17 protein-coding genes are annotated in these 18,618 nt (G+C 53.2%); 16 read left to right on the plus strand and 1 reads right to left on the minus strand.

Features of this window, described 5'->3' with window-relative positions; genetic code table 11:
• The first annotated feature begins 10 nt into the window (after window positions 1-10).
• The 11 genes from NHM04_RS13335 (at window position 11) to NHM04_RS13385 (ending at window position 10,044) form a co-directional block, all read left to right on the plus strand.
• The gene (locus tag NHM04_RS13335; RefSeq protein ID WP_254264265.1) at window positions 11-1,681 is read left to right on the plus strand and encodes an ATPase, T2SS/T4P/T4SS family; all 1,671 of its coding nucleotides are present in this window, start codon (window positions 11-13) and stop codon (window positions 1,679-1,681) included.
• Window positions 1,678-2,550 carry a type II secretion system F family protein gene (locus tag NHM04_RS13340; RefSeq protein WP_254264266.1) on the plus strand — a complete coding sequence of 291 codons (873 nt, stop codon included), beginning with the start codon at window positions 1,678-1,680 and terminating at the stop codon, window positions 2,548-2,550. The genes NHM04_RS13335 and NHM04_RS13340 overlap by 4 nt, the downstream gene beginning before the upstream one ends.
• Before the next feature lie 8 nt (window positions 2,551-2,558).
• Window positions 2,559-3,440 carry a type II secretion system F family protein gene (locus NHM04_RS13345; protein WP_254264267.1) on the plus strand — a complete coding sequence of 294 codons (882 nt, stop codon included), beginning with the start codon at window positions 2,559-2,561 and terminating at the stop codon, window positions 3,438-3,440.
• Complete coding sequence (locus NHM04_RS13350) at window positions 3,437-3,790, plus strand: DUF192 domain-containing protein (protein WP_254264268.1); 354 nt, start codon at window positions 3,437-3,439, stop codon at window positions 3,788-3,790. The genes NHM04_RS13345 and NHM04_RS13350 overlap by 4 nt, the downstream gene beginning before the upstream one ends.
• On the plus strand, window positions 3,772-4,278 hold the full coding sequence (locus NHM04_RS13355; RefSeq protein WP_254264269.1) for a tetratricopeptide repeat protein: 507 nt from the start codon (window positions 3,772-3,774) through the stop codon (window positions 4,276-4,278). Before NHM04_RS13350 ends, NHM04_RS13355 begins: the two co-directional genes overlap by 19 nt.
• Window positions 4,265-5,092, plus strand: coding sequence for a TadE/TadG family type IV pilus assembly protein (locus NHM04_RS13360; RefSeq protein ID WP_254264270.1), 828 nt, complete (start codon window positions 4,265-4,267; stop codon window positions 5,090-5,092). Before NHM04_RS13355 ends, NHM04_RS13360 begins: the two co-directional genes overlap by 14 nt.
• Window positions 5,093-5,520: 428 nt before the next feature.
• A complete protein-coding gene (locus NHM04_RS13365) occupies window positions 5,521-6,468 on the plus strand; it encodes a TRAP transporter substrate-binding protein (RefSeq protein WP_371872601.1) in 948 nt (315 codons plus the stop codon).
• 9 nt (window positions 6,469-6,477) lie between these two features.
• On the plus strand, window positions 6,478-6,972 hold the full coding sequence (locus NHM04_RS13370) for a TRAP transporter small permease (RefSeq protein WP_254264272.1): 495 nt from the start codon (window positions 6,478-6,480) through the stop codon (window positions 6,970-6,972).
• A 59-nt stretch (window positions 6,973-7,031) separates the two neighbouring features.
• The gene (locus NHM04_RS13375) at window positions 7,032-8,339 is read left to right on the plus strand and encodes a TRAP transporter large permease (protein WP_254264273.1); all 1,308 of its coding nucleotides are present in this window, start codon (window positions 7,032-7,034) and stop codon (window positions 8,337-8,339) included.
• Between the two features lie 8 nt (window positions 8,340-8,347).
• Window positions 8,348-8,731 (plus strand): VOC family protein, encoded by a 384-nt coding sequence (locus NHM04_RS13380; RefSeq protein ID WP_254264274.1) that lies wholly within the window; start codon window positions 8,348-8,350, stop codon window positions 8,729-8,731.
• A 26-nt stretch (window positions 8,732-8,757) separates the two neighbouring features.
• The gene (locus NHM04_RS13385; protein ID WP_254264275.1) at window positions 8,758-10,044 is read left to right on the plus strand and encodes a right-handed parallel beta-helix repeat-containing protein; all 1,287 of its coding nucleotides are present in this window, start codon (window positions 8,758-8,760) and stop codon (window positions 10,042-10,044) included.
• Here the strand turns inward: NHM04_RS13385 and NHM04_RS13390 are convergent.
• Entirely contained in the window at window positions 10,041-10,988 is a 948-nt protein-coding gene (locus NHM04_RS13390) for a sugar kinase (protein ID WP_254264276.1), read from the minus strand. The genes NHM04_RS13385 and NHM04_RS13390 overlap by 4 nt on opposite strands.
• 315 nt (window positions 10,989-11,303) lie before the next feature.
• Here NHM04_RS13390 and uxaC point away from each other — a divergent pair, with 315 nt between their 5' ends.
• The 5 genes from uxaC to NHM04_RS13415 all read left to right on the plus strand — a co-directional run bounded on the left by uxaC (window position 11,304) and on the right by NHM04_RS13415 (window position 18,367).
• Entirely contained in the window at window positions 11,304-12,719 is a 1,416-nt protein-coding gene (gene uxaC, locus NHM04_RS13395; protein WP_254264277.1) for a glucuronate isomerase, read from the plus strand.
• A 14-nt stretch (window positions 12,720-12,733) separates the two neighbouring features.
• On the plus strand, window positions 12,734-14,209 hold the full coding sequence (locus tag NHM04_RS13400) for a mannitol dehydrogenase family protein (RefSeq protein WP_254264278.1): 1,476 nt from the start codon (window positions 12,734-12,736) through the stop codon (window positions 14,207-14,209).
• Entirely contained in the window at window positions 14,206-15,345 is a 1,140-nt protein-coding gene (locus NHM04_RS13405) for a pectinesterase family protein (RefSeq protein WP_254264279.1), read from the plus strand. The genes NHM04_RS13400 and NHM04_RS13405 overlap by 4 nt, the downstream gene beginning before the upstream one ends.
• Before the next feature lie 320 nt (window positions 15,346-15,665).
• A complete protein-coding gene (locus tag NHM04_RS13410; RefSeq protein ID WP_254264280.1) occupies window positions 15,666-16,679 on the plus strand; it encodes a substrate-binding domain-containing protein in 1,014 nt (337 codons plus the stop codon).
• Window positions 16,680-16,702: 23 nt separating this feature from the next.
• Window positions 16,703-18,367, plus strand: a complete 1,665-nt coding sequence (locus tag NHM04_RS13415; protein ID WP_254264281.1) for a family 43 glycosylhydrolase — start codon at window positions 16,703-16,705, stop codon at window positions 18,365-18,367.
• The last annotated feature ends 251 nt before the right edge of the window (window positions 18,368-18,618 follow it).

Here is an 18,618-nt window from a genome sequence, read left to right on the forward strand (position 1 = left end):
GGGTGCCTTTGTGTTTGAGATAAAAGTCAGTAGCAAAGACGGCAAATGGCAAGATTCGGTGCGCTGCGGCGCCGATAGCTGCGAGCTGGGTCGTTCACGAGATGTAATTATGCGAGTGCGCGGCTGGAAAGTCGCGCCTAAGCATTTGCGTTTTGAAAAAGAGCTGGCCGGGGTTTTTGTTGTCGATATTAGCCGGGGCTCGGGCGTAACCGTTAATGGTCAAACCATTGAGCGCCACGGCCCACTTGCCGAGAATGACGAAATCGCTTTTGGTGGTTTTATTGCTCGGGTGCTAGACCACAGTCCAGACAAGGCTGCTGAAAGTAAGCTCGAAGAGCTGAGCCTGGAGGAGGTCGATGACGCCGATCAAGGTGAAGCCAATCAAGAGAAGGTAGATCTGCAGGAGCAGTTGCGCAACGACTACATGACTTGGGCGAAGTACGTCCATAAAGAGTTGGTGCGGCAAATGGATTTAAAACGTATGCAGCTGGATACGCTCAGCCATGAGGAAATGCGCGATCAGCTGGGTGAGCTGATAAACGGCGTGCTGCAAACCATTGCGCATCGTTTACCGGCAGCCATGGATCGCGAAAGACTGAAGAAAATCGTCCTGGATGAAACTGTGGGACTGGGCGCGCTTGAGCAGCTATTGGATGATCCGTCCATTACTGAGGTGATGGTAAACGCCTATAACGATATTTATATCGAGCGCGATGGCCGTTTGCTGCGCTCTCCCGTTGCTTTTACCAGTGACGAAGCGGTGATGGCGACCATTGAGCGGATTGTTTCGCCGCTGGGTCGCCGGATCGACGAAAGCTCGCCCATGGTGGATGCCCGCTTGCGCGATGGCTCGCGGGTGAATGCCATCATTCCGCCGCTGGCACTGCGCGGCCCCTGTATCACCATTCGTAAGTTTTCCGACCAAAAGCTGACAGACCGGGACTTGATTCGATTTGGCTCGACCAACGAAGCCATGGTCACCTTTATGAAAACCTGCGTCGAAGAGCGCTGTAACGTGGTGGTCTCAGGTGGTACCGGCTCGGGTAAAACGACGCTCCTGAATATTCTCTCTAACTTTATTCCCATGCAGGAGCGCGTGATCACTGTAGAGGATGCTGCCGAGCTGCGTTTGGTTCAGCCCCATGTGGTATCGCTGGAAGCGCGCCCCGCCAACATGGAAGGCAAAGGCCAGGTGACCATTCGCGAACTGGTAAAAAACTGTTTGCGGATGCGCCCCGACCGCATTGTGGTGGGCGAGTGTCGTGGCGGCGAAGCCTTGGATATGCTGCAGGCCATGAACACCGGTCACGATGGTTCTTTGACTACTGCTCACGCAAACTCGCCGCGCGATATGTTGCGCCGCTTAGAGGTAATGGTGTTGATGGCGGGCATGGACCTGCCTGTATCGGCGATTCGTGAGCAGGTAGCCTCGGCGGTACACATTGTGATTCAGCAAACCCGTTTTGGCGATGGTTCACGTCGCATAAGCTGTATTTCTGAAATTACCGGTATTGAGAGCAACACGATTCAGTTGACGGATATCTTCCGTTTTCAGCAAACAGGTTTTGATGAGAACGGTCGTGTGCAAGGGCAGTTTGTCGCTACTGGAATGGTGCCAAACTTTTACGAAGAGCTGCGCGCCCGGGGTGTCGATGTCGATATGAGTATCTTTAAACCATGATTGCGGGACTTTCAGACATAGGTGTTCTGGCGCTGGTGGTTGTGCTGGTGTTCGCTGCGGCTATGTGCCTGGCCATGGCTGTAGCGCGCGAAGCGGGAGAGTTTGGCTCGCTATACCGGCGTCGCTTCACCTCCAACGCCAACCAAGAGTTGGCGGAAATGTTCATTTTTATGGACTCGTCCCAGCTATTTTTGATCAACATTATCGCCTTGGTGTTAATTCCCATCGGGGTGCACTGGCTGTTTCAGTTGTGGGTGGTTACCGCTGGTGTATTTGTCGTGCTGCTAATTGTGCCGGGCGCAATTTGGTCTCGCATGCGCAAAAAGCGCTTGCACAAGTTTGAAGAACAACTGCCGGACGCCTTTATGATGTTATCCAGCAGCCTGCAGGCCGGCGCCAGTATGAACATGGCGCTGGTGGATATGGTTAAGCAGTCGCCGGCGCCGGCCAGCCAGGAGTTTGGTCTGCTGGTCAAGCGCATGCAGCTTGGGGTAACTCTGGAGGACAGCTTGCTTGAGTTAGAAAAACGGCTGCCACTGCAGAGCTTTATTATGGCCAGCTCTGCTATTCGCATTAGCCGTGAAGTGGGCGGCAACCTGGTAGAAACCATTCAAAGCATGGCCGAAACCCTTCGGCGTAAAAAGACCATGGAGGGAAAAATTGATTCTCTCACGGCCCAGGGGCGGGCGCAGGGTACCTTTATGGCATTGCTGCCAATCGCGCTGGCGGTGTTGCTCAGCTTTCTTGAGCCCGAGGCTATGCGCAAGCTCTATACAACCCGCGAAGGTTTGATGGTGTTGGTGGTGATGATCTTTATGCAGATTATGGGTTTTGTGTTTATCCGCAAAATTACCAGTATCGATAGTTGAGGCAAGATATGAATAACCTGGTAGCCTTTGGTGCAGGAGCGGCGATGGCCGGCGCGGTAATGGCGGTTATCTATTTCGTCGCCGCGCTCAGCTACATGCTCACCGATGAAGAGCGCACCTACATGGACGAGCCGCCGGCGTTTATGAAGCCCGTGTGGCCCCTGATTCGTCTGGTAACCTATATTTTGGGCAGCAATTTGCCCAGCTCCTATTTAACCAAAGTGGATAACCAACTACAGAAAAACGGCGTGAGCTTTATGGTCACCGCCGAAGAGTATATTTCGGCTCGAGTGGTGTTCGCTCTGCTGTTGCCGTTTTTGGGTTGGTGTGCGCTGGCAAGCTCCGGCAAGGTGGACCCACTGATGCTGGTGCTGCTGGCCGCCGGTGGTTATTTTTTACCGGTAACCTGGGTAAAAGATGCCCGGCGCAAACGCGATGCCGAATTAATTCGCTCGCTGCCTGTTTATCTGGAGTACCTCACCATGTGTGTGGACGCGGGGCTAAACTTCTCTGGCGCTCTGAAGCAGGCGGTAGAAAAAGGGCCGCGCGGCGCCATGCGCAATGAGTTTCGTATCGTATTGCGCGATATCAGTTCGGGGCAAACCCGCGCCGATGCGCTAAACCGGCTCGCAGATCGGGTGGATTTAAAAGATATTTCGATATTTGTGCGCGCTGTGGTGCAGGCAGAAAAAATGGGTTCCAGCATGAAAGATACATTGCTGGTGCAAGCCAAAACCCGATTGAATGAGCGCTTTCAACGCGCCGAAAAGATGGCCATGGAGGCGCCGGTAAAATTGGTTATTCCGCTGGTAATTTTTATCTTCCCGCTCACCTTTATTATTTTGCTGTTTCCGATTGTGGTTAAGTATATTGAGCAGGGGACCTTTTGAAGTGCCTGCAGGCCAGCTGGCAGCGCGGCGGCAACCGGGTAGCGCACAGCAGGTTGATGTATGCGGATACTTATTGGCTCCGCCTGCGCGGTTTATTGGCGCGCCCCGCACCCGGTGCGGCCGAGGCCCTGTGCATTGAGCCGTGCAGCAGTGTACATATGTTTTTTATGCGCTATGCCCTGGACATCGTGTATCTCGATAGGGCCGGGGCAATTATTAAAATCGCCAGTCATCTCCAACCTTGGCGTTTGAGTCAATGCTGGGGGGCACACAGAGTCTTGGAATTTCGTGCCGGTGAGGTGGCGAGTTTAGGTTTGCAAGTGGGGGACGTATGCGTCGATGGTGGTTAATTGCTTTGCTGATTGGTCTATGTGCCTGTACCACACAGCAGCAAAGTGCCGAGGCTGTATTTGCCAGTCAGGAGCGTGCCGAGCGCTACTACCAGCAGGGCAACTACAATCAGGCTCTAACAGAATATCGCAGCGTGCTTGATGCGCTGCCTGAACACACACACAGCTGGTTGAGAATGGGCAACTGTTTTGCTCAGCTTGGGCGTTACCCCGAGGCGGTGAGCGCCTATGAGCAGGCTCTACTGTTGCAGCCGGATTTTGCCAGCGCCTGGATTAACCTGAGCTATGTTCAGGCGCAAATACTGGCCCGCACCGTGGCGGAAATGTACGAGCAGGTGCCCAAGACCGATCCGCAAATTGAGCGTGTGCAGGAGCTGGTCGATTCCGTACTCGCCCCTTTTGGTCGGGCCCAGTCCAATAGCGCAGCTAGTCCCGCCGCCGAGCAAGGTAATACGCCGTTGGAATTTACCGACTATGACGAGCAGTAAAACCAACCGCGGCCAGGCGATGATTGAGTTTGTCATCATCATTCCGGTATTGCTGTTGCTGATTTTTGCGGCGGTACAAATTGCGTTTATCTACTCGGCAAAAACGACGCTTAATTATGCAACCTTCCAGGCGGCGCGGGTGGCGGCCACCAATAACGCCACCTACAGCGCTATCCGCCGAGGGCTGGTGCGCGGTATGGCGCCTTTGTTTACCAACTCCTCGGCGCTCGGTGAGATGCGCGACGACATTGCCGCCGGTATCGATAGTGGCGGCACCCGTCGCGATGCCCTTTTTGAGGTGGACAATTACACTCGCGTAATTCGCATTAACCCCACCAGTGCGATGATTGGTTTGAGCGGCTTTGGTGAAGAGCTGGACGACGGCATGATCGCTCTGCCCAATGATAATTTGATGTACCGCCCTTCCAATTACACGGTGGACGACGTCAATATTCAGGACGCTAACCTATTAAAAATACGGGTGCAGTATTGCTACAAACTAATGGTTCCGCTGGTTAATAAAATTATTGGCTCGCTCAGTGAGTTGAATAATCGCCGCGACCCGGGCAGTTACCGCGAGCACCATACGGTCAACGACCCGCGCTTTGCCGATGCCAACCGCGGTGAGGTCAACGAAGCCGCAGGCGTGACCGCTAGCTACGACGAGCTGTGCGGTAATCGCGCCGATGGCCGCGAGGGTTTTGTGCTGTTTGCAGAAGCTATTGTGCGGATGCAGTCTCCAGCTTATGCGGAGGATTCAGACCCTGACTTTGAAGCGTTTATGTGTGACGGCGACAAAATGGTTTGCCCTTAGCCCGCTAACCTCTATCAGCATTTTGGTCAGGCAGGTTTTCAGAAAAACCCTTGTTTCAGGGTTGTTTTGTCAGGCCTTTTATGTAAATATTTCCCGTGATTGGTCAGATAGGTTGCTCGCCGCTCTAAATGGCAAGCTGATTCACTCTCAGGCTGTCACCCTTAAGCGGCTGTTTCCTGCTATCGGTCTTACCAATCAAGTGTGGCTCTCCTTGGGGCTTTTGGCCCGGCGCGGGTGCTGGCGTGGCGCTCCACCGAATTCGGTTGACCGTGTTGCACGGTAAGCACATGTCAGCCCCGCTTTTTTCTCGGTACAACCGGGAGCCTAACAAGAGTCAGACTGTGTTATAGTTCGGCTGACTTTAAGAGCCCATTACAATAAAAGCGGTGAGAATGAGCATGGGTAAGCCCTGGATAAAAATAACGTGTATGGCTCTGCTGGCGGGTGTATTGACGGCCTGCGGTGGAGAAACTGACGTGCGTACATTAAAAATGGCGCACACACTCGATCAAACCCACCCGGTGCATCAGGGCATTGTTTTTATGTCCGAACGCCTGACGGAAATTTCCGGCGGCAAGATGCAGATCGATATTTACCCCGGCGGTCAGCTCGGCAGCGAGCGCGAGTTAATGGAGCTGTTGCAAATCGGTTCCCTGGCCATGACCAAAGTCTCCTCTAGCCCCATGGAAGGCTTTGTGCCTGCCATGAAGGTTTTCAATGTTCCCTATGTGTTTCGCGATAACGAGCACTTTTGGCGAGTGCTAAACAGCGACGAAGGTAAAGAGCTTTTGCTGGCAGGGGATTCGGTTAACCTGCGCGGCCTGGGATACTTTGATGCTGGCAGTCGCAGCTTTTATAACGTGGATACACCTGTACACAAACCCGAAGATCTGACCGGGCAGAAAATTCGCGTGCAGCAGAGCCAAACCGCGCTGCAGATGGTGAAGGCTCTGGGTGGATCGCCCACGCCTATCTCCTGGGGTGAGCTTTACACGGCTCTGTCCCAAGGCGTGGTGGACGGCGCTGAGAATAATCCCCCCAGCTTCTACACCTCTAAACACTACGAAGTGTGCAAGTACTACACCCTTAACGAGCATACCTCGGTGCCCGACATTGTGCTGATCAGCAGTTATATCTGGAACAATCTGAACGAGCAGGAACAGGTTTGGCTGCAGCAGGCTATGGATGACGCCGTGGTGTACCAGCGTAAACTCTGGGCGGAGAAAACCCAGGAGGCGCTGGATGCGGTAGAGGCCGCGGGCGTTACTGTGATTCGCCCGGATAAGAAGCCGTTTATGGACAAGGTGCAACAAATGCACGAGTCCTACAAAGGCACCGAAATTTACGATCTGATTCAGACCTTCAAGGCGATGTAGGTTGGCCGTATGAAAGCGTTCGCACAAATTATCGAAAAAATCCTCGGCGCAGTGGTTGGCCTGTTAATGGCTCTAATGGTGCTGGATGTGACCTGGCAGGTGTTAACCCGCTTTGTGTTAAAAGAGCCCAGCTCTTACACCGAAGAGTTAGCGCGCTTTTTACTGGTGTGGATCGGCCTGTTAGGGGCCGCCTACGCCTATCGTAAAAAAGCGCACCTGGGGCTGGACATTCTGTCGCAAAAACTCGAGGGCGCGGCCAAGCGCAAGCTGGACATTTTTATTTCCATCGTCTGCATGGTGTTCGCCCTGGTTATTATGATCTACGGCGGCGCCAAGTTGATGCTGCTGACATTGGAGCTGGATCAAATGTCCGCCGCACTGCAGGTGAAAGTGGGTTACCTGTACAGTGTGATTCCGTTAAGCGGGGTTCTAATTGTACTGTTTTCGCTGGACCGAATTATTAACGGTGACCCAGAGCCAGAAACCCTGGAATTTTACGAATAATATTTTTCACATTTTGCCACCCGAGCAATTGCAAGAATAAACATAATTGAGGTAGTCAGATGGATTGGTCCGTCGTAGTTTTGTTGGTGACATTCGTCGTTCTGTTGGTTTTGAATGTTCCTATCTCTATCGGCATTGGTATTGCTACCTTCGCCGCCATGTTGTTTACCATCGACTTTGGCCCCGCTGCCGTTACCGTGGCGCAGCGTATGGCCAGTGGTATTAACAGTTTTGCCTTGCTGGCGATTCCCTTCTTTGTGCTGTCGGGATTATTGATGGGGCGCGGCGGTATCGCCCATCGCCTTATCGAATTTGCCAAGGTGCTGATTGGCATGCTGCCCGGTGGTCTGGCGTTTGTGAATATTATTAGCTGTACCCTCTTCGGCGCCATTTCGGGCTCGGCGGTTGCGGCCACCTCGGCCATTGGTGGTTTTATGATTCCCACCATGGAAAAAGAAGGCTACGACAAAAACTTTAATACGGCGGTTACCGTTGCCTCGTCCACCACAGGGTTGCTGATTCCCCCTAGTAATATTCTGATTGTTTACTCCCTCGCCAGTGGCGGCGTGTCCATTGCGGCGCTGTTTATTGCCGGTTACCTGCCGGGGATTCTGGTGGCCTTGAGTTTAATGGCTGTGTGTGCGGTGTACGCCAAAATGCACGGCTACCCGGTAGGTCGGGTTCCCACTGCAAAAGAGTTGACCAAGAAAACTCTGGATGCCATTCCCAGCCTGTTTTTGATTGTGCTGGTCATTGGTGGGATTGTCGGCGGCTTTTTTACCGCCACCGAAGCCAGTGTGATAGCGGTGCTCTATTCTCTGTTACTGTCGGTGTTTATCTACAAAGAGGTAAAACTGCCAGAGCTGCCAGAGATTTTTATTAAGTCGGTGGAGACAACGGCCATTGTGATGTTGCTGATTGCCACCTCTACGGCTATGAGCTGGATGCTCAGCTACGAGAATATTCCGCAGAATATCAGCGCTGCGCTAATGGGGCTGAGTGACAACCCGTTTATTATTCTGCTTACCATCAACTTGATATTACTGTTGGTGGGTATCTTTATGGATATGACTCCGGCGGTTCTGATTTTTACTCCAATCTTTCTGCCGGTAGCCATGGAGCTCGGCATGTCACCGCTGCACTTCGGCATTATGATGGTGCTTAACCTGTGTATTGGTTTATGCACGCCGCCAGTTGGCTCGGTATTGTTTGTCGGTTGTGGTATTGCAAAAACGTCTATTGCCAGTTTGATAAAACCCCTAATGCCCATGTACGCAGCGATGATCGTAGTGCTGATGCTGGTGGCATATGTGCCGGCAATTAGCGAGTTCTTGCCAACATTGTTTGGCCTTTACGAAGCTAAGTGAGTTCTAGTATGCGTATAGAACATTTTGCCTTTAACGTGGCCGAGCCCATTGCAATTGCCGAGTGGTACTGCAAGCATTTGGGTTTTACGGTAAAACATAAGTTTGATAAAGCGCCCCATACTCACTTTCTGGCGGATTCCACTGGAAATGTGATGATTGAAATTTACAACAATCCGCCCGATGAGGTGCCGGATTATCCCTCTATGAATCCGCTGACCTTGCACCTTGCTTTTGTCAGTGAAGACCCTGAAGTCGACGCCGAGCGCCTGTGCAAGGCAGGTTGCAAAGTTGTTGATGATGTTCGCTTAAAAGATGGTTCTGTGTTGCTCATGCTGAAAGACCCTTGGGGTTTTGCCATTCAGTTGTGTAAACGCGGCAACCCCATGGTGTAGCTCTCTTCTCCTAGTCCGGAGGTTTTATGAAGAAAATGTGTGCTAGTGGCGCTGTGTTGCAAACAGTCGCCACGGTTTTCGCGTGCCTGCTAATTACGTTAGCAAATGCCCAAAGTTTAGAGAATGTGTCTGGTTTTGGTATGGACACCCCGGCCGGAGAAGGCGGTCGAGTTATTAAGGTTACGAATTTAAATGCCGAGGGGGATGGCTCTCTGCGTTGGGCCCTGGAGCAAAAAGGTAAACGTATTGTCGTGTTTGAGGTAGGCGGCATCATTGATTTGCAAGGGCGCGGCATGGGTATTCACGAGCCCTACGTCACTGTGGCGGGGCAAACCGCGCCCAGCCCGGGCATCACCATTATTCGCGGTGGCATTGGTATAGGCACACACGATGTGCGCCTGCAGCATATTCGCGTGCGCCCGGGCACGAACGGCAAGGCCGAGCGCTCAGGCTGGGAGCCGGATGGGATAGGAATATCGCGGCAATTTGCACGCAATATTCATATCGACCACTGCTCTGCCAGTTGGGCGGTGGATGAAAATATGTCCGCCTCTGGTGAGCGCTACAAAGGGCCCGAGGCAACCTCGGGTAAGATTACTTTTAGTCATTCCATTATTGCCGAAGCCTTGGACTACGCGAGCCATAAAAAGGGTAAACACTCCAAGGGCATTTTGATTCACGACTATGTGCAGGATGTTGCGGTAGTGGGTAATTTGTTTGCGCACAATGATCGCCGCAATCCCTACTTTAAAGCACACGCCACCGGTGTGGTGGTAAACAACCTGATGTACAACCTGGGTAATGCTGCGGTGCAGCTGGGCTATGTGGAGGGCGAGTGGGACGGCAAAGAGTTGCGCCCGGGTAACCCCAAAGTCACCGTAGTGGGTAATGACCTTCGCTACGGTCGCGACAGTTACTCTGACTTGGCGCTGGTGGCCTACCAGGGCGATGCCTATGTGCACGATAATCAGGTGCTGAACCTCGATGGCAAGCCCATGCCCCAGGTGCAGGGCGATGTGCGGCTATTGGATAAACCACCGGTGTGGCCCCAGGGGTTAACCGCGCTGCCGTTGAAAGATGTGTATGAATCGGTACTAAGCCGTGCGGGGGCTCGGCCCTGGGATCGCGACGAGGTGGATGCACGCATTGTCGCAAGTGTCCGCAATCACACTGGGCGAATTATCGACTCGCAGGAGCAGGTGGGGGGCTATCCGCAAGCCAAGCCCGTAAGGCGTGCGCTTGAGGTGCCGGAGGACACCGCCGAAGTGTCCGCCTGGTTAGCCAGCTTCGTACCAGAAGCTTACCGCGATTAGCGGCCGGCTAGCTCGGTAAGAAATACCTGTTTGTCGATTACACCGCCGCGGTGGCGAATAATAATGCCGGCGCAGCGGTTGGCCTGCGTTGCCGCCTCGGCGGGGCTTTTGCCCGCCAGGTGAGCGGCGAGGTAACCGGCGTTAAAGGTATCGCCCGCTGCGGTAGTGTCGACAATGTCGGTGACCTTGGGAACGGCTACACGCTCTTGTTCGCCATCTTTGATAATAATGACATCCTCGGCGCCGCGCTTTAACACCAGCTCGCTGATGTTGCAGTCTTGATAGCGCGCCTGCACCTCGGCAATGGCGTCGCCATCGGTACCCCAGAGTAGTTCTTCATCATCTAGGGTCAGCAGTGCCAGATCGGTCAGGGCTAAAAGCTCAGAGTTTGCCTGTTGGGCTTGCTGTGGGTTATCCCAAAGGCGAGGGCGATAGTTACTGTCAAAGGCGACTTTGCCGCCGCGTTCTTTGTAGCGACGCAAAAAGCTCAATAAGTTTTTTCGCCCAGTCTCGCCAATAATGGCAAGGGTAATACCCGACAGATACACCATGTCAGTGCTGGCGAGCTGTTCGGCCAGGGTGCTCATTTCATCTTCACTATGAAATAACTCGCGTGCGGGTGCGCGATCACGCCAGTAAAAAAACTCGCGTTCGCCGTCCGGGCTGTTGTGAATCATGTACAGGCCGGGCACTTTACCTTCCTGGCGCACAATGGTGCCGGTGCTGATGCCTTCGTTTTCCAGCCGCTCAATGATGGCGTCACTGTAGTGGTCATCGCCCAGGCGGGTTACATAGGCGCTGTCAGTACCCAGCCGCGCCAGGGTAACCAGTGTGTTGTAGGTGTCGCCGGCGTAACCCAAAGCCTTGCGCTCGCCACCTTCGGCCGTGGGTTCTGCCCCGGCCAGCTCAATCATCACTTCGCCAATGCAGGCAATCTGTGCCATCTTGTCATCTCTTTATGTTTGAATTTTGGATACTGGGTCGCGATTCTACAATTGGTCAAGCCACTTTTTCAAGTCGAGGCCGGGCTAACCACTGTTAACATATAGTCAATTTTACTATAATGGGGCGGTACATAAATTGAGTTATTTGCCCCGCAGTCAGTGAGATTATAGGCCTTGTGGGGTAATGCGCGGCGGTTGTTATTGACAGACTGACGCGCTTTTGTAACCATAAATTGGTCATACCTAAAGGCTTGCCGCAAGCTGACTTGGTCAGACTGGTTTGTCTAACACTATAAACTACGGTAGTTAATTCACATGAGTGCACTTACATTACACCCAGATCGCCTGTTCCCCGCTGATGAGACCACCCGCGCCATTGCGCGCCGTCTTTATCAAGAGGTTAAAGACCTGCCCATTGTCAGCCCCCACGGCCATACCGACCCCTCTTGGTTTGCCGACAACGAGCTGTTTCCCAACCCGGCGGAGCTGCTGATTAAACCGGACCACTATGTATTTCGCATGTTGTATAGCCTGGGTGTGCCCCTGGTGGATTTGGGTGTGCCGAGTAAAGCCGGTTTGGCGGTGGAGCAAGATCCGAAAAAAATCTGGCGTCTGTTTGCCAAGCACTACTACGCCTTTCGCGGTACACCTTCGCGTATGTGGTTGGATTATGTGTTTAAAGAGGTGTTTGATTTAGATGTGCTGCTCAGCGAGCAAACCGCCGATGCCTACTACGAGCGCATCAACGGCTATTTGCAAACCGAAGCCTTTCGCCCTCGCGCCTTGATGGAGCGCTACAACATTGAGTGGCTAGCCACTACCGAGTCACCGTTAGACGATTTGCGCCACCACAAAAAAATTCGCGAAAGCGGCTGGAAGGGCGGTGTGATTACCGCTTATCGCCCAGACCCCGTAGTCGACCCCGACTTTGAAGGCTTTGCCAATAATGTGGCGCGCCTGGGTGAGATTACCGGCGAAGACACCAGCAATTGGAATGGTTACTTGGCGGCGCTGAAAAACCGTCGTGAATATTTTAAATCGTTCGGTGCAACCTCTACCGATCACGGGCACCCGACGGCGCAAACTTCTGACCTGTCGGTTGCCGAGTGCGAAAAACTATTTGCCAAAGCTTTGGCAGGGCAGTGCAGCAAGCAAGAGGCGGAAGTGTTCCGCGGGCAAATGCTGACCGAAATGGCGGGTATGAGTATTGAAGACGGCCTGGTGATGCAAATTCACCCGGGCTCGTTCCGCAACCACAACCCACATGTGTTTGAAAACTTCGGTCGCGACAAGGGTGCGGATATTCCGTCGCAAACCGAATACGTTAACGCGTTAAAACCACTGCTGGACAAATACGGTAACGACAATCGCTTATCGATTATTTTGTTTACTTTGGACGAAACCGTGTACTCGCGCGAATTGGCCCCGCTGGCCGGACATTACCCCGTGCTGAAACTTGGCCCCAGCTGGTGGTTCCACGACAGCCCCGAAGGCATGCGCCGTTTCCGCGAGCAAGTGACCGAGACGGGTGGTTTCTACAACACCGTTGGTTTCAACGATGACACGCGGGCGTTCTTATCAATTCCGGCACGTCACGACGTGGCTCGTCGTATGGATTGTAATTTCTTGGCGCGCCTGGTGGCCGAGCATCGTCTGCCAGAAGATGAAGCGCAAGAAGTTGCTATCGACCTGACCTATCGCCTTGTGAAGCAAGCCTACAAACTCGACTGAGTGGAAGACTATTCATGCAACGTTTAAATAAAAATAACCTGGGCGCGCTGGCCAATGTGGCCAGCCTGCCCAACTATGATCGCGACGCCCAGCAGGCGGGCATCGTTCATTTGGGCATCGGTGCCTTTCACCGTGCTCACCAGGCCTGGTACACCGAAGCGCTGTTAAACAAAGGTGCGCAAAACTGGCAAATCATCGGTGCCAGCTTGCGTTCGCCCACGGTTAAAAACCAACTGGCCGAGCAAGATGGCTTGTACACCGTCGTTGAGCGGGGCCCGGAAGGTGAAAAATTTCAGGTTATCGGTGCGGTAAAAGACGTTCTGGTGGGGCCAGAGTCGCCCGCAGCTTTGCTTGAGGTTATGAGCAAGCCCGAAATCAAAATCGTTTCGTTAACCGTCACCGAAAAAGGCTACTGTCACGACCCGGCCACTGGAAACTTAAACGAAAGTCATCCGGACATTGTGCATGACCTGGAAAACCCAGAAGCGCCCAAGTCTGCCATTGGTTATATCGTCGGTGCATTAAATGCGCGTCGCAAAGCCGGCGGAACAAGTTTTACCGTTTTAAGTTGCGATAATCTTCCCAACAACGGTGAAGTGTTGGAAAAGGTTGTATTGCAATACGCCGATAAATTCGACACCGAGTTGGCGGCCTGGATTCGCGCGAATACCACTTTCCCTTGCACCATGATCGATCGCATTGTGCCCGCCACTACCGATGCCGATCGCGGCGAGCTTGAAGGCAAACTTGGCCTGCGCGATGAAGGCATGGTGCTGGCCGAGCCTTTCAGTCAGTGGGTGATCGAAGATAATTTCTGCTCTGACCGCCCCGCTTGGGAAGACGCCGGTGCGCTGCTGGTGGATGAAGTGCACGCTTACGAAATTATGAAGCTGCGTCTGCTAAATGGCAGTCATTCGCTGCTGGCCTACACGGGTTACCTCGCCGGTTTTGACTACGTTAGTGAAGTTATGCGTGAGCCGGTGCTGGCAAGGTTATGTCAGGAATTTATGGACCGTGAAGTGGGGCAAACCGTTCAGGTGCCCACCGGCTTTGATATGGAAGAGTACAAGGTGCAGCTGCGCGAGCGTTTTGCCAACCCGGGCTTGAAACACCGCACCTGGCAAATCGCCATGGACGGTTCGCAAAAAATCCCTCAGCGCTGGTTGCAAACCCTGGCGGCGCAGCTTGATGGCGAAGGCAATATTGATTACCTGTGCCTGGCGCTGGCGGCCTGGATTCGCTATGTCTCTGGTGTGGATGAGCGCGGTCAGCCGATTGATGTGCAAGACCCGCTGGCCGCTGAGCTTAAATCGCTGGTAGACGCCAATCGCGGTGACGCGGCTGCAATTGTCACGGCGGTGCTAGGCGTTAAAGCTGTGTTCCCGCAAGCTGTCGCGGCGAGTGAAAAGGTTCACGCTGCGACTGCCGATTGGCTGGCACGCATCAGCGAGCAGGGCGTTTTGGCGGCGGTGAAAGCGGCTCAGCAATGAAGTCCTTTATTAAAAGTACCGGTGCGGCGCGCATAGCACAATTTGTAGTGCTTGTTGCTTTTGTGATGCTCGGCGTGCATCAGGCGCGAGGTGAAAGTCGCTTCGATGCTCTGGTTGCCCCGCCGGGCAGCGAGAGCGCCGACAAGTTCAGTGGCTTGCCCCGTTATGGCTCTATCGCCGGTGCGCTACAGGCTGGCCATAGCCAAATTGCCGTAGCTCCGGGCGACTACTACGAAAAGCTCACTATCAATCGCGACCAGGTAACGCTTGCCGGCCTTGGGGAAAAACCTCCGCGTATTTTCTTTGATGCCTACGCCGGAATGGCCGGCGTGTATCATCGCGATGACTGGGGTACGCCGGGCTCGGCCACGGTGACTATCAACGCTGTGGGCGTGCGTTTGCACAACCTGCATATCGAAAACAGTTTTGATTTTTTAGCCAACGACGCGCTGGATAAAGAAGACCCTTCACGAGTTCGTCATGCGCAAGCGGCGGCCTTATTGCTGGATATAGACAGCGATCTGACAGTTGTTACCGACAGCGTGATTGACGGTTATCAAGACACGGTTTTTGCCGATGGCGGGCGCAGCTATTTTTATAACAGCCAAATCAGCGGCAATGTCGATTTTATTTTTGGTGATGGTCTGGCTGTGTTTGATCAATGCGAGATTATATCGCGCAAACGTGGCAAGGCCTTTAAGTCGGGAGATATCCAAGGGCATATCTCCGCGCCGTCTACCAATATTAGTCAGCCTTATGGTCTGGTCTTTATTAACTCGCGGTTAACGCGGGAGGACGGCGTGCCGGATAACAGCGTCTCTTTAGGTCGCCCCTGGCATCCGACCACGACGTTTGCCGATGGCCGCTATGCCGATCCGGATGCGATTGGCTCTGCCGTTTATCTTGATACTTGGATGGATGCCCACATTCGCAAGGAAGGCTGGGCGAGTATGAACGGCACTGCTCGCGACGGAACCAAAAGCCGCGTGTTTACACCCGCCGAGTCACGTTTTTACGAGTTAAACTCCGGTGGTCCTGGGGCACAGCCCCACGCACAAAGGCGTACGCTGTCCGCTGCGGAGCAAAACTCCCTGCGTGAGTTTATCGCTCGTTTCAAAAGCGAGCTGAGTTTCTAATCGGGCAGCTTGCTGCCCGCCTTTATCTTGTCTGCTTACCTTTTAGTGCCGACGCTTAGGCGTACGATACGGGGAGTCAGTTCTGGCTTCCTGTTCGTTGGCAAGTTGTTAACCTTTTTCTTCCTACCTAAAGTGTAAAGTTTTTCAATTTGGAGCATTATCCGCCAATTTCTGCAAATTCCTGCCATTGCTAACTCGCGTTAGCAAATTATGTACTATATATTCCGTAAAAAGTGGTAAAGCCAAAAGCCATTTTTGGTCGTCCTTGCGGTCATGCAAGGGCGTGTAAAACCTGACACATAAAAATAATTGGTAGCAGTATGGCCCAAACCGTTGATGACATAGCAGCCCACATGGGGTTGTCGGTAACCACCATTCGCCTGGTGCTGTTAGGTAAGGCGCGCCAGTATCGTATCAGCCGTGCCACCGAAAGCCGGGTGCGTGAGTATATTGACGAGCATGGTTACCAAATCAATCACAGCGCCCGCAGCCTGCGTTTAAAGCGTACCGATACGCTGGCGCTGATAATTCCGCGCCTTTCTAACCATTATTTTGCGTACCTTGCCGAGCTTTTAGAGCGGCGCTGCCGCCAGGCAGGGTTGCAGCTCATGGTGGCCTGCTGTGACGACAGCGAAGAGAACCAGCAGGCGCTGATTGATAATTTTCAACAGCGCAACGTAGACGGCGTTTTTATGGTGCCTGCCAATGCCAAGCTTGCCGCAACAGCGGCGAGATATTTTGATAACCGTTTGGTGTTGCTGGATCGCGACTTTGGTATGTCTGAGTACCCCGTAGTGGTATCCGACAATGAACGGGCGGGATATGAGCTGGGCAGTAAGCTGTTGGAATTTTGTTTTGCTACGCAGCGCGCCCCCTCGATTTTACTGTTAGCGGGTAACCCTTATATGCCGTCTATTGATGCGCGCACTCAGGGAATAAAGCGCGCAGTTAAAGAGGCCGGCTTAGGGCGTAAAAACCTGCAAATACAAACAGCGCCGCGCAACGGTTTTAGCGACGGTAAGTCTGCGGTACAGGATTTTTTGCGCACCGGTCACGATCTGCCGTCAGTGTTGGTTACCTCTTCTATTCCTGTGTTTGAAGGTGCTCTTGATGCGTTGCGCGCCGAGGGGCGCGGCTATAGCTGCGACCAGGTTTTGGCCACCTTTGATGACAATACCATGCTGGACTTTCTGCCCAACCCTGTCTGCTCAATGCGTCAGGATTGCCCGCAAATGATTGACTTGGCATTTGCTGAAATGCAAGGGCTTATGACCGATCACGCCACCATCAGGCGGCATGTATCGACGCTGACTTTAGTGGCAAGAAATATGTAAACGTAATACGTAACAGGTGACGTATGAAAACAATAACTAAGCTAATGGCAGCATTGAGTGCGGCGGCACTTTTATCCGCTTGCCAGAGTGCGGAGCACTCTTCTGCACAAGTTGAGCGCGAGTGTTCGGATAGCCTGGGCAATTCGTTTATTCCCAGCTGCCAGCAATGGGCCACTACTTACGAGGGGCAGAGACAGGCGGATTTGGGAGATGGTACTTACCTCAACCCGATCATGGCGGGTGATCATCCCGACCCCAGTATTCTAAAAGATGGCGAGGACTATTATATGGTCTTCTCTACTTTTGAGTCTTATCCCGCACTGACTATTTGGCACTCCACCGACATGATCAACTGGGAGCCCGTGGGCCCGGCGCTGGAGAAATACGTGGGCAGCATCTGGGCGCCGGAGCTAACCAAGCACGAAGGTCGCTACTATGTTTATCTGCCCGCGAAGTACCCCGGTCACAATTCTAACTATGTTGTTTGGGCTGACCATATTGAGGGCCCCTGGTCCGACCCGGTGGATTTAGACCCGAACGAAGAGTATCCGGATCGCATTGACCCGGGCCACATTGTGGGCGAGGACGGCAAGCGTTATTTGTTTTTCTCTCACGGTGATTACGTACAGTTGTCTGACGATGGCTTGAGTTATGTCGGCGAAATGAAGCACGTTTACGACGGTTGGCAATATCCCGAAGAGTGGGATGTGGAAAGCTATGCCCAGGAAGGCCCCAAGATGATGAAGCGCGGTGACTACTTTTATATGACTACCGCCGTCGGCGGCACCGCCGGTCCTCCAACGGGCCATATGGTCATCGCTGCACGCTCCAAAAGCATTCACGGCCCCTGGGAGAATTCTCCATACAACCCAATCATTCGCACCGAGTCGGCTGCTGAAAAGTGGTGGTCGCGAGGCCATGCCACCGTGGTGGAAGGGCCCACCGAAGGCGATTGGTACATGATGTACCACGGCTACGAAAATGGCTTTTACACCCTGGGGCGGCAGAGCCTGCTCGAGCCTATCAAGTGGCTGGATGACGGCTGGTATGTGTCGGCCGGCTACGATGTGGGTAAGCCCATCCCTAAGCCCGAGGGCGGAGTAGGCGGTATTCAGCACGGCATGCCATTGTCTGACGATTTCAGCAAAAACAAATTTGGTATTCAGTGGAGCTTTTTTAAGGGCGATGTAACTGAGCAGGATCGCTTGCACTATGGCGTGGATGACCAGGGCCCTTACCTGAAATTGGACCCTAAGGGTGATTCCCCCTCTAATTCCTCGCCGATGAGTTTTGTCGCAGGCGACCAGGCCTACCAGTTTGAAGTTGATATAGAGCTAACTCCCGGAGCTATTGGCGGCGCCTTGTTGTTCTACAACGACAAGCTCTACGCGGGTGTTGGTGTGCTGGAAGACAAGTTTTTGCTGCATCGCTACGGCATGGACCAGCGTTATGCGCAAAAACCCGAAGGTAATAAGGTGCGGTTGCGGGTTACCAACGACAGGCACATTCTTACCGTTCGCTACAGTGTGGACGGTGGCGTTACATGGCAAAAGTATCCGACCCAGATGGAAGTATCGGGTTACCACCACAATGTCGCCTACGGATTTATGAGCTTGCGCCCGGCGCTTTACGCCGCCGGCGATGGCCCGGTTATTTTCCGCAACTTTACCTACAAAGCGCTCGAATAAAGCAGGTGTGAAATCCGGGGTGGCAGCTGCTGCCCCACGGAGAAGTTGCGTCTAAAAATTGGTCAGTCCGATATACTGAAAAGTGTTCAAAACTAACTTTCTAAATAGCAAAAAAATACTTTGTATATAGTATATAAATACACTAGATTGGTCGGGCCAATAGATCGTTAATGAAAGCTTTAGTGGTCTGTAAAAGCAATAATTGGACAGGCCGGTTGTTTGGGTAAGTGAGGCTGCTCAGCCCCAAGAAC

The sequence above is a fragment of the Gilvimarinus sp. DA14 genome, from assembly GCF_024204685.1.
GTDB lineage: Bacteria > Pseudomonadota > Gammaproteobacteria > Pseudomonadales > Cellvibrionaceae > Gilvimarinus.

Bases quoted from the DNA above. Each gene is read 5' to 3' on its own strand.
- NHM04_RS13355 (WP_254264269.1), top strand. From the start codon at position 3,772: ATGCGTCGATGGTGGTTAATTGCTTTGCTGATTGGTCTATGTGCCTGT.
- NHM04_RS13410 (WP_254264280.1), top strand. From the start codon at position 15,666: ATGGCCCAAACCGTTGATGACATAGCAGCCCACATGGGGTTGTCGGTA.
- NHM04_RS13385 (WP_254264275.1), top strand. From the start codon at position 8,758: ATGAAGAAAATGTGTGCTAGTGGCGCTGTGTTGCAAACAGTCGCCACG.
- NHM04_RS13360 (WP_254264270.1), top strand. From the start codon at position 4,265: ATGACGAGCAGTAAAACCAACCGCGGCCAGGCGATGATTGAGTTTGTC.
- NHM04_RS13375 (WP_254264273.1), top strand. From the start codon at position 7,032: ATGGATTGGTCCGTCGTAGTTTTGTTGGTGACATTCGTCGTTCTGTTG.
- NHM04_RS13380 (WP_254264274.1), top strand. From the start codon at position 8,348: ATGCGTATAGAACATTTTGCCTTTAACGTGGCCGAGCCCATTGCAATT.
- NHM04_RS13345 (WP_254264267.1), top strand. From the start codon at position 2,559: ATGAATAACCTGGTAGCCTTTGGTGCAGGAGCGGCGATGGCCGGCGCG.
- NHM04_RS13370 (WP_254264272.1), top strand. From the start codon at position 6,478: ATGAAAGCGTTCGCACAAATTATCGAAAAAATCCTCGGCGCAGTGGTT.
- uxaC (WP_254264277.1), top strand. From the start codon at position 11,304: ATGAGTGCACTTACATTACACCCAGATCGCCTGTTCCCCGCTGATGAG.
- NHM04_RS13405 (WP_254264279.1), top strand. From the start codon at position 14,206: ATGAAGTCCTTTATTAAAAGTACCGGTGCGGCGCGCATAGCACAATTT.
- NHM04_RS13340 (WP_254264266.1), top strand. From the start codon at position 1,678: ATGATTGCGGGACTTTCAGACATAGGTGTTCTGGCGCTGGTGGTTGTG.
- NHM04_RS13415 (WP_254264281.1), top strand. From the start codon at position 16,703: ATGAAAACAATAACTAAGCTAATGGCAGCATTGAGTGCGGCGGCACTT.
- NHM04_RS13390 (WP_254264276.1), bottom strand. From the start codon at position 10,988: ATGGCACAGATTGCCTGCATTGGCGAAGTGATGATTGAGCTGGCCGGG.
- NHM04_RS13400 (WP_254264278.1), top strand. From the start codon at position 12,734: ATGCAACGTTTAAATAAAAATAACCTGGGCGCGCTGGCCAATGTGGCC.
- NHM04_RS13365 (WP_371872601.1), top strand. From the start codon at position 5,521: ATGGCTCTGCTGGCGGGTGTATTGACGGCCTGCGGTGGAGAAACTGAC.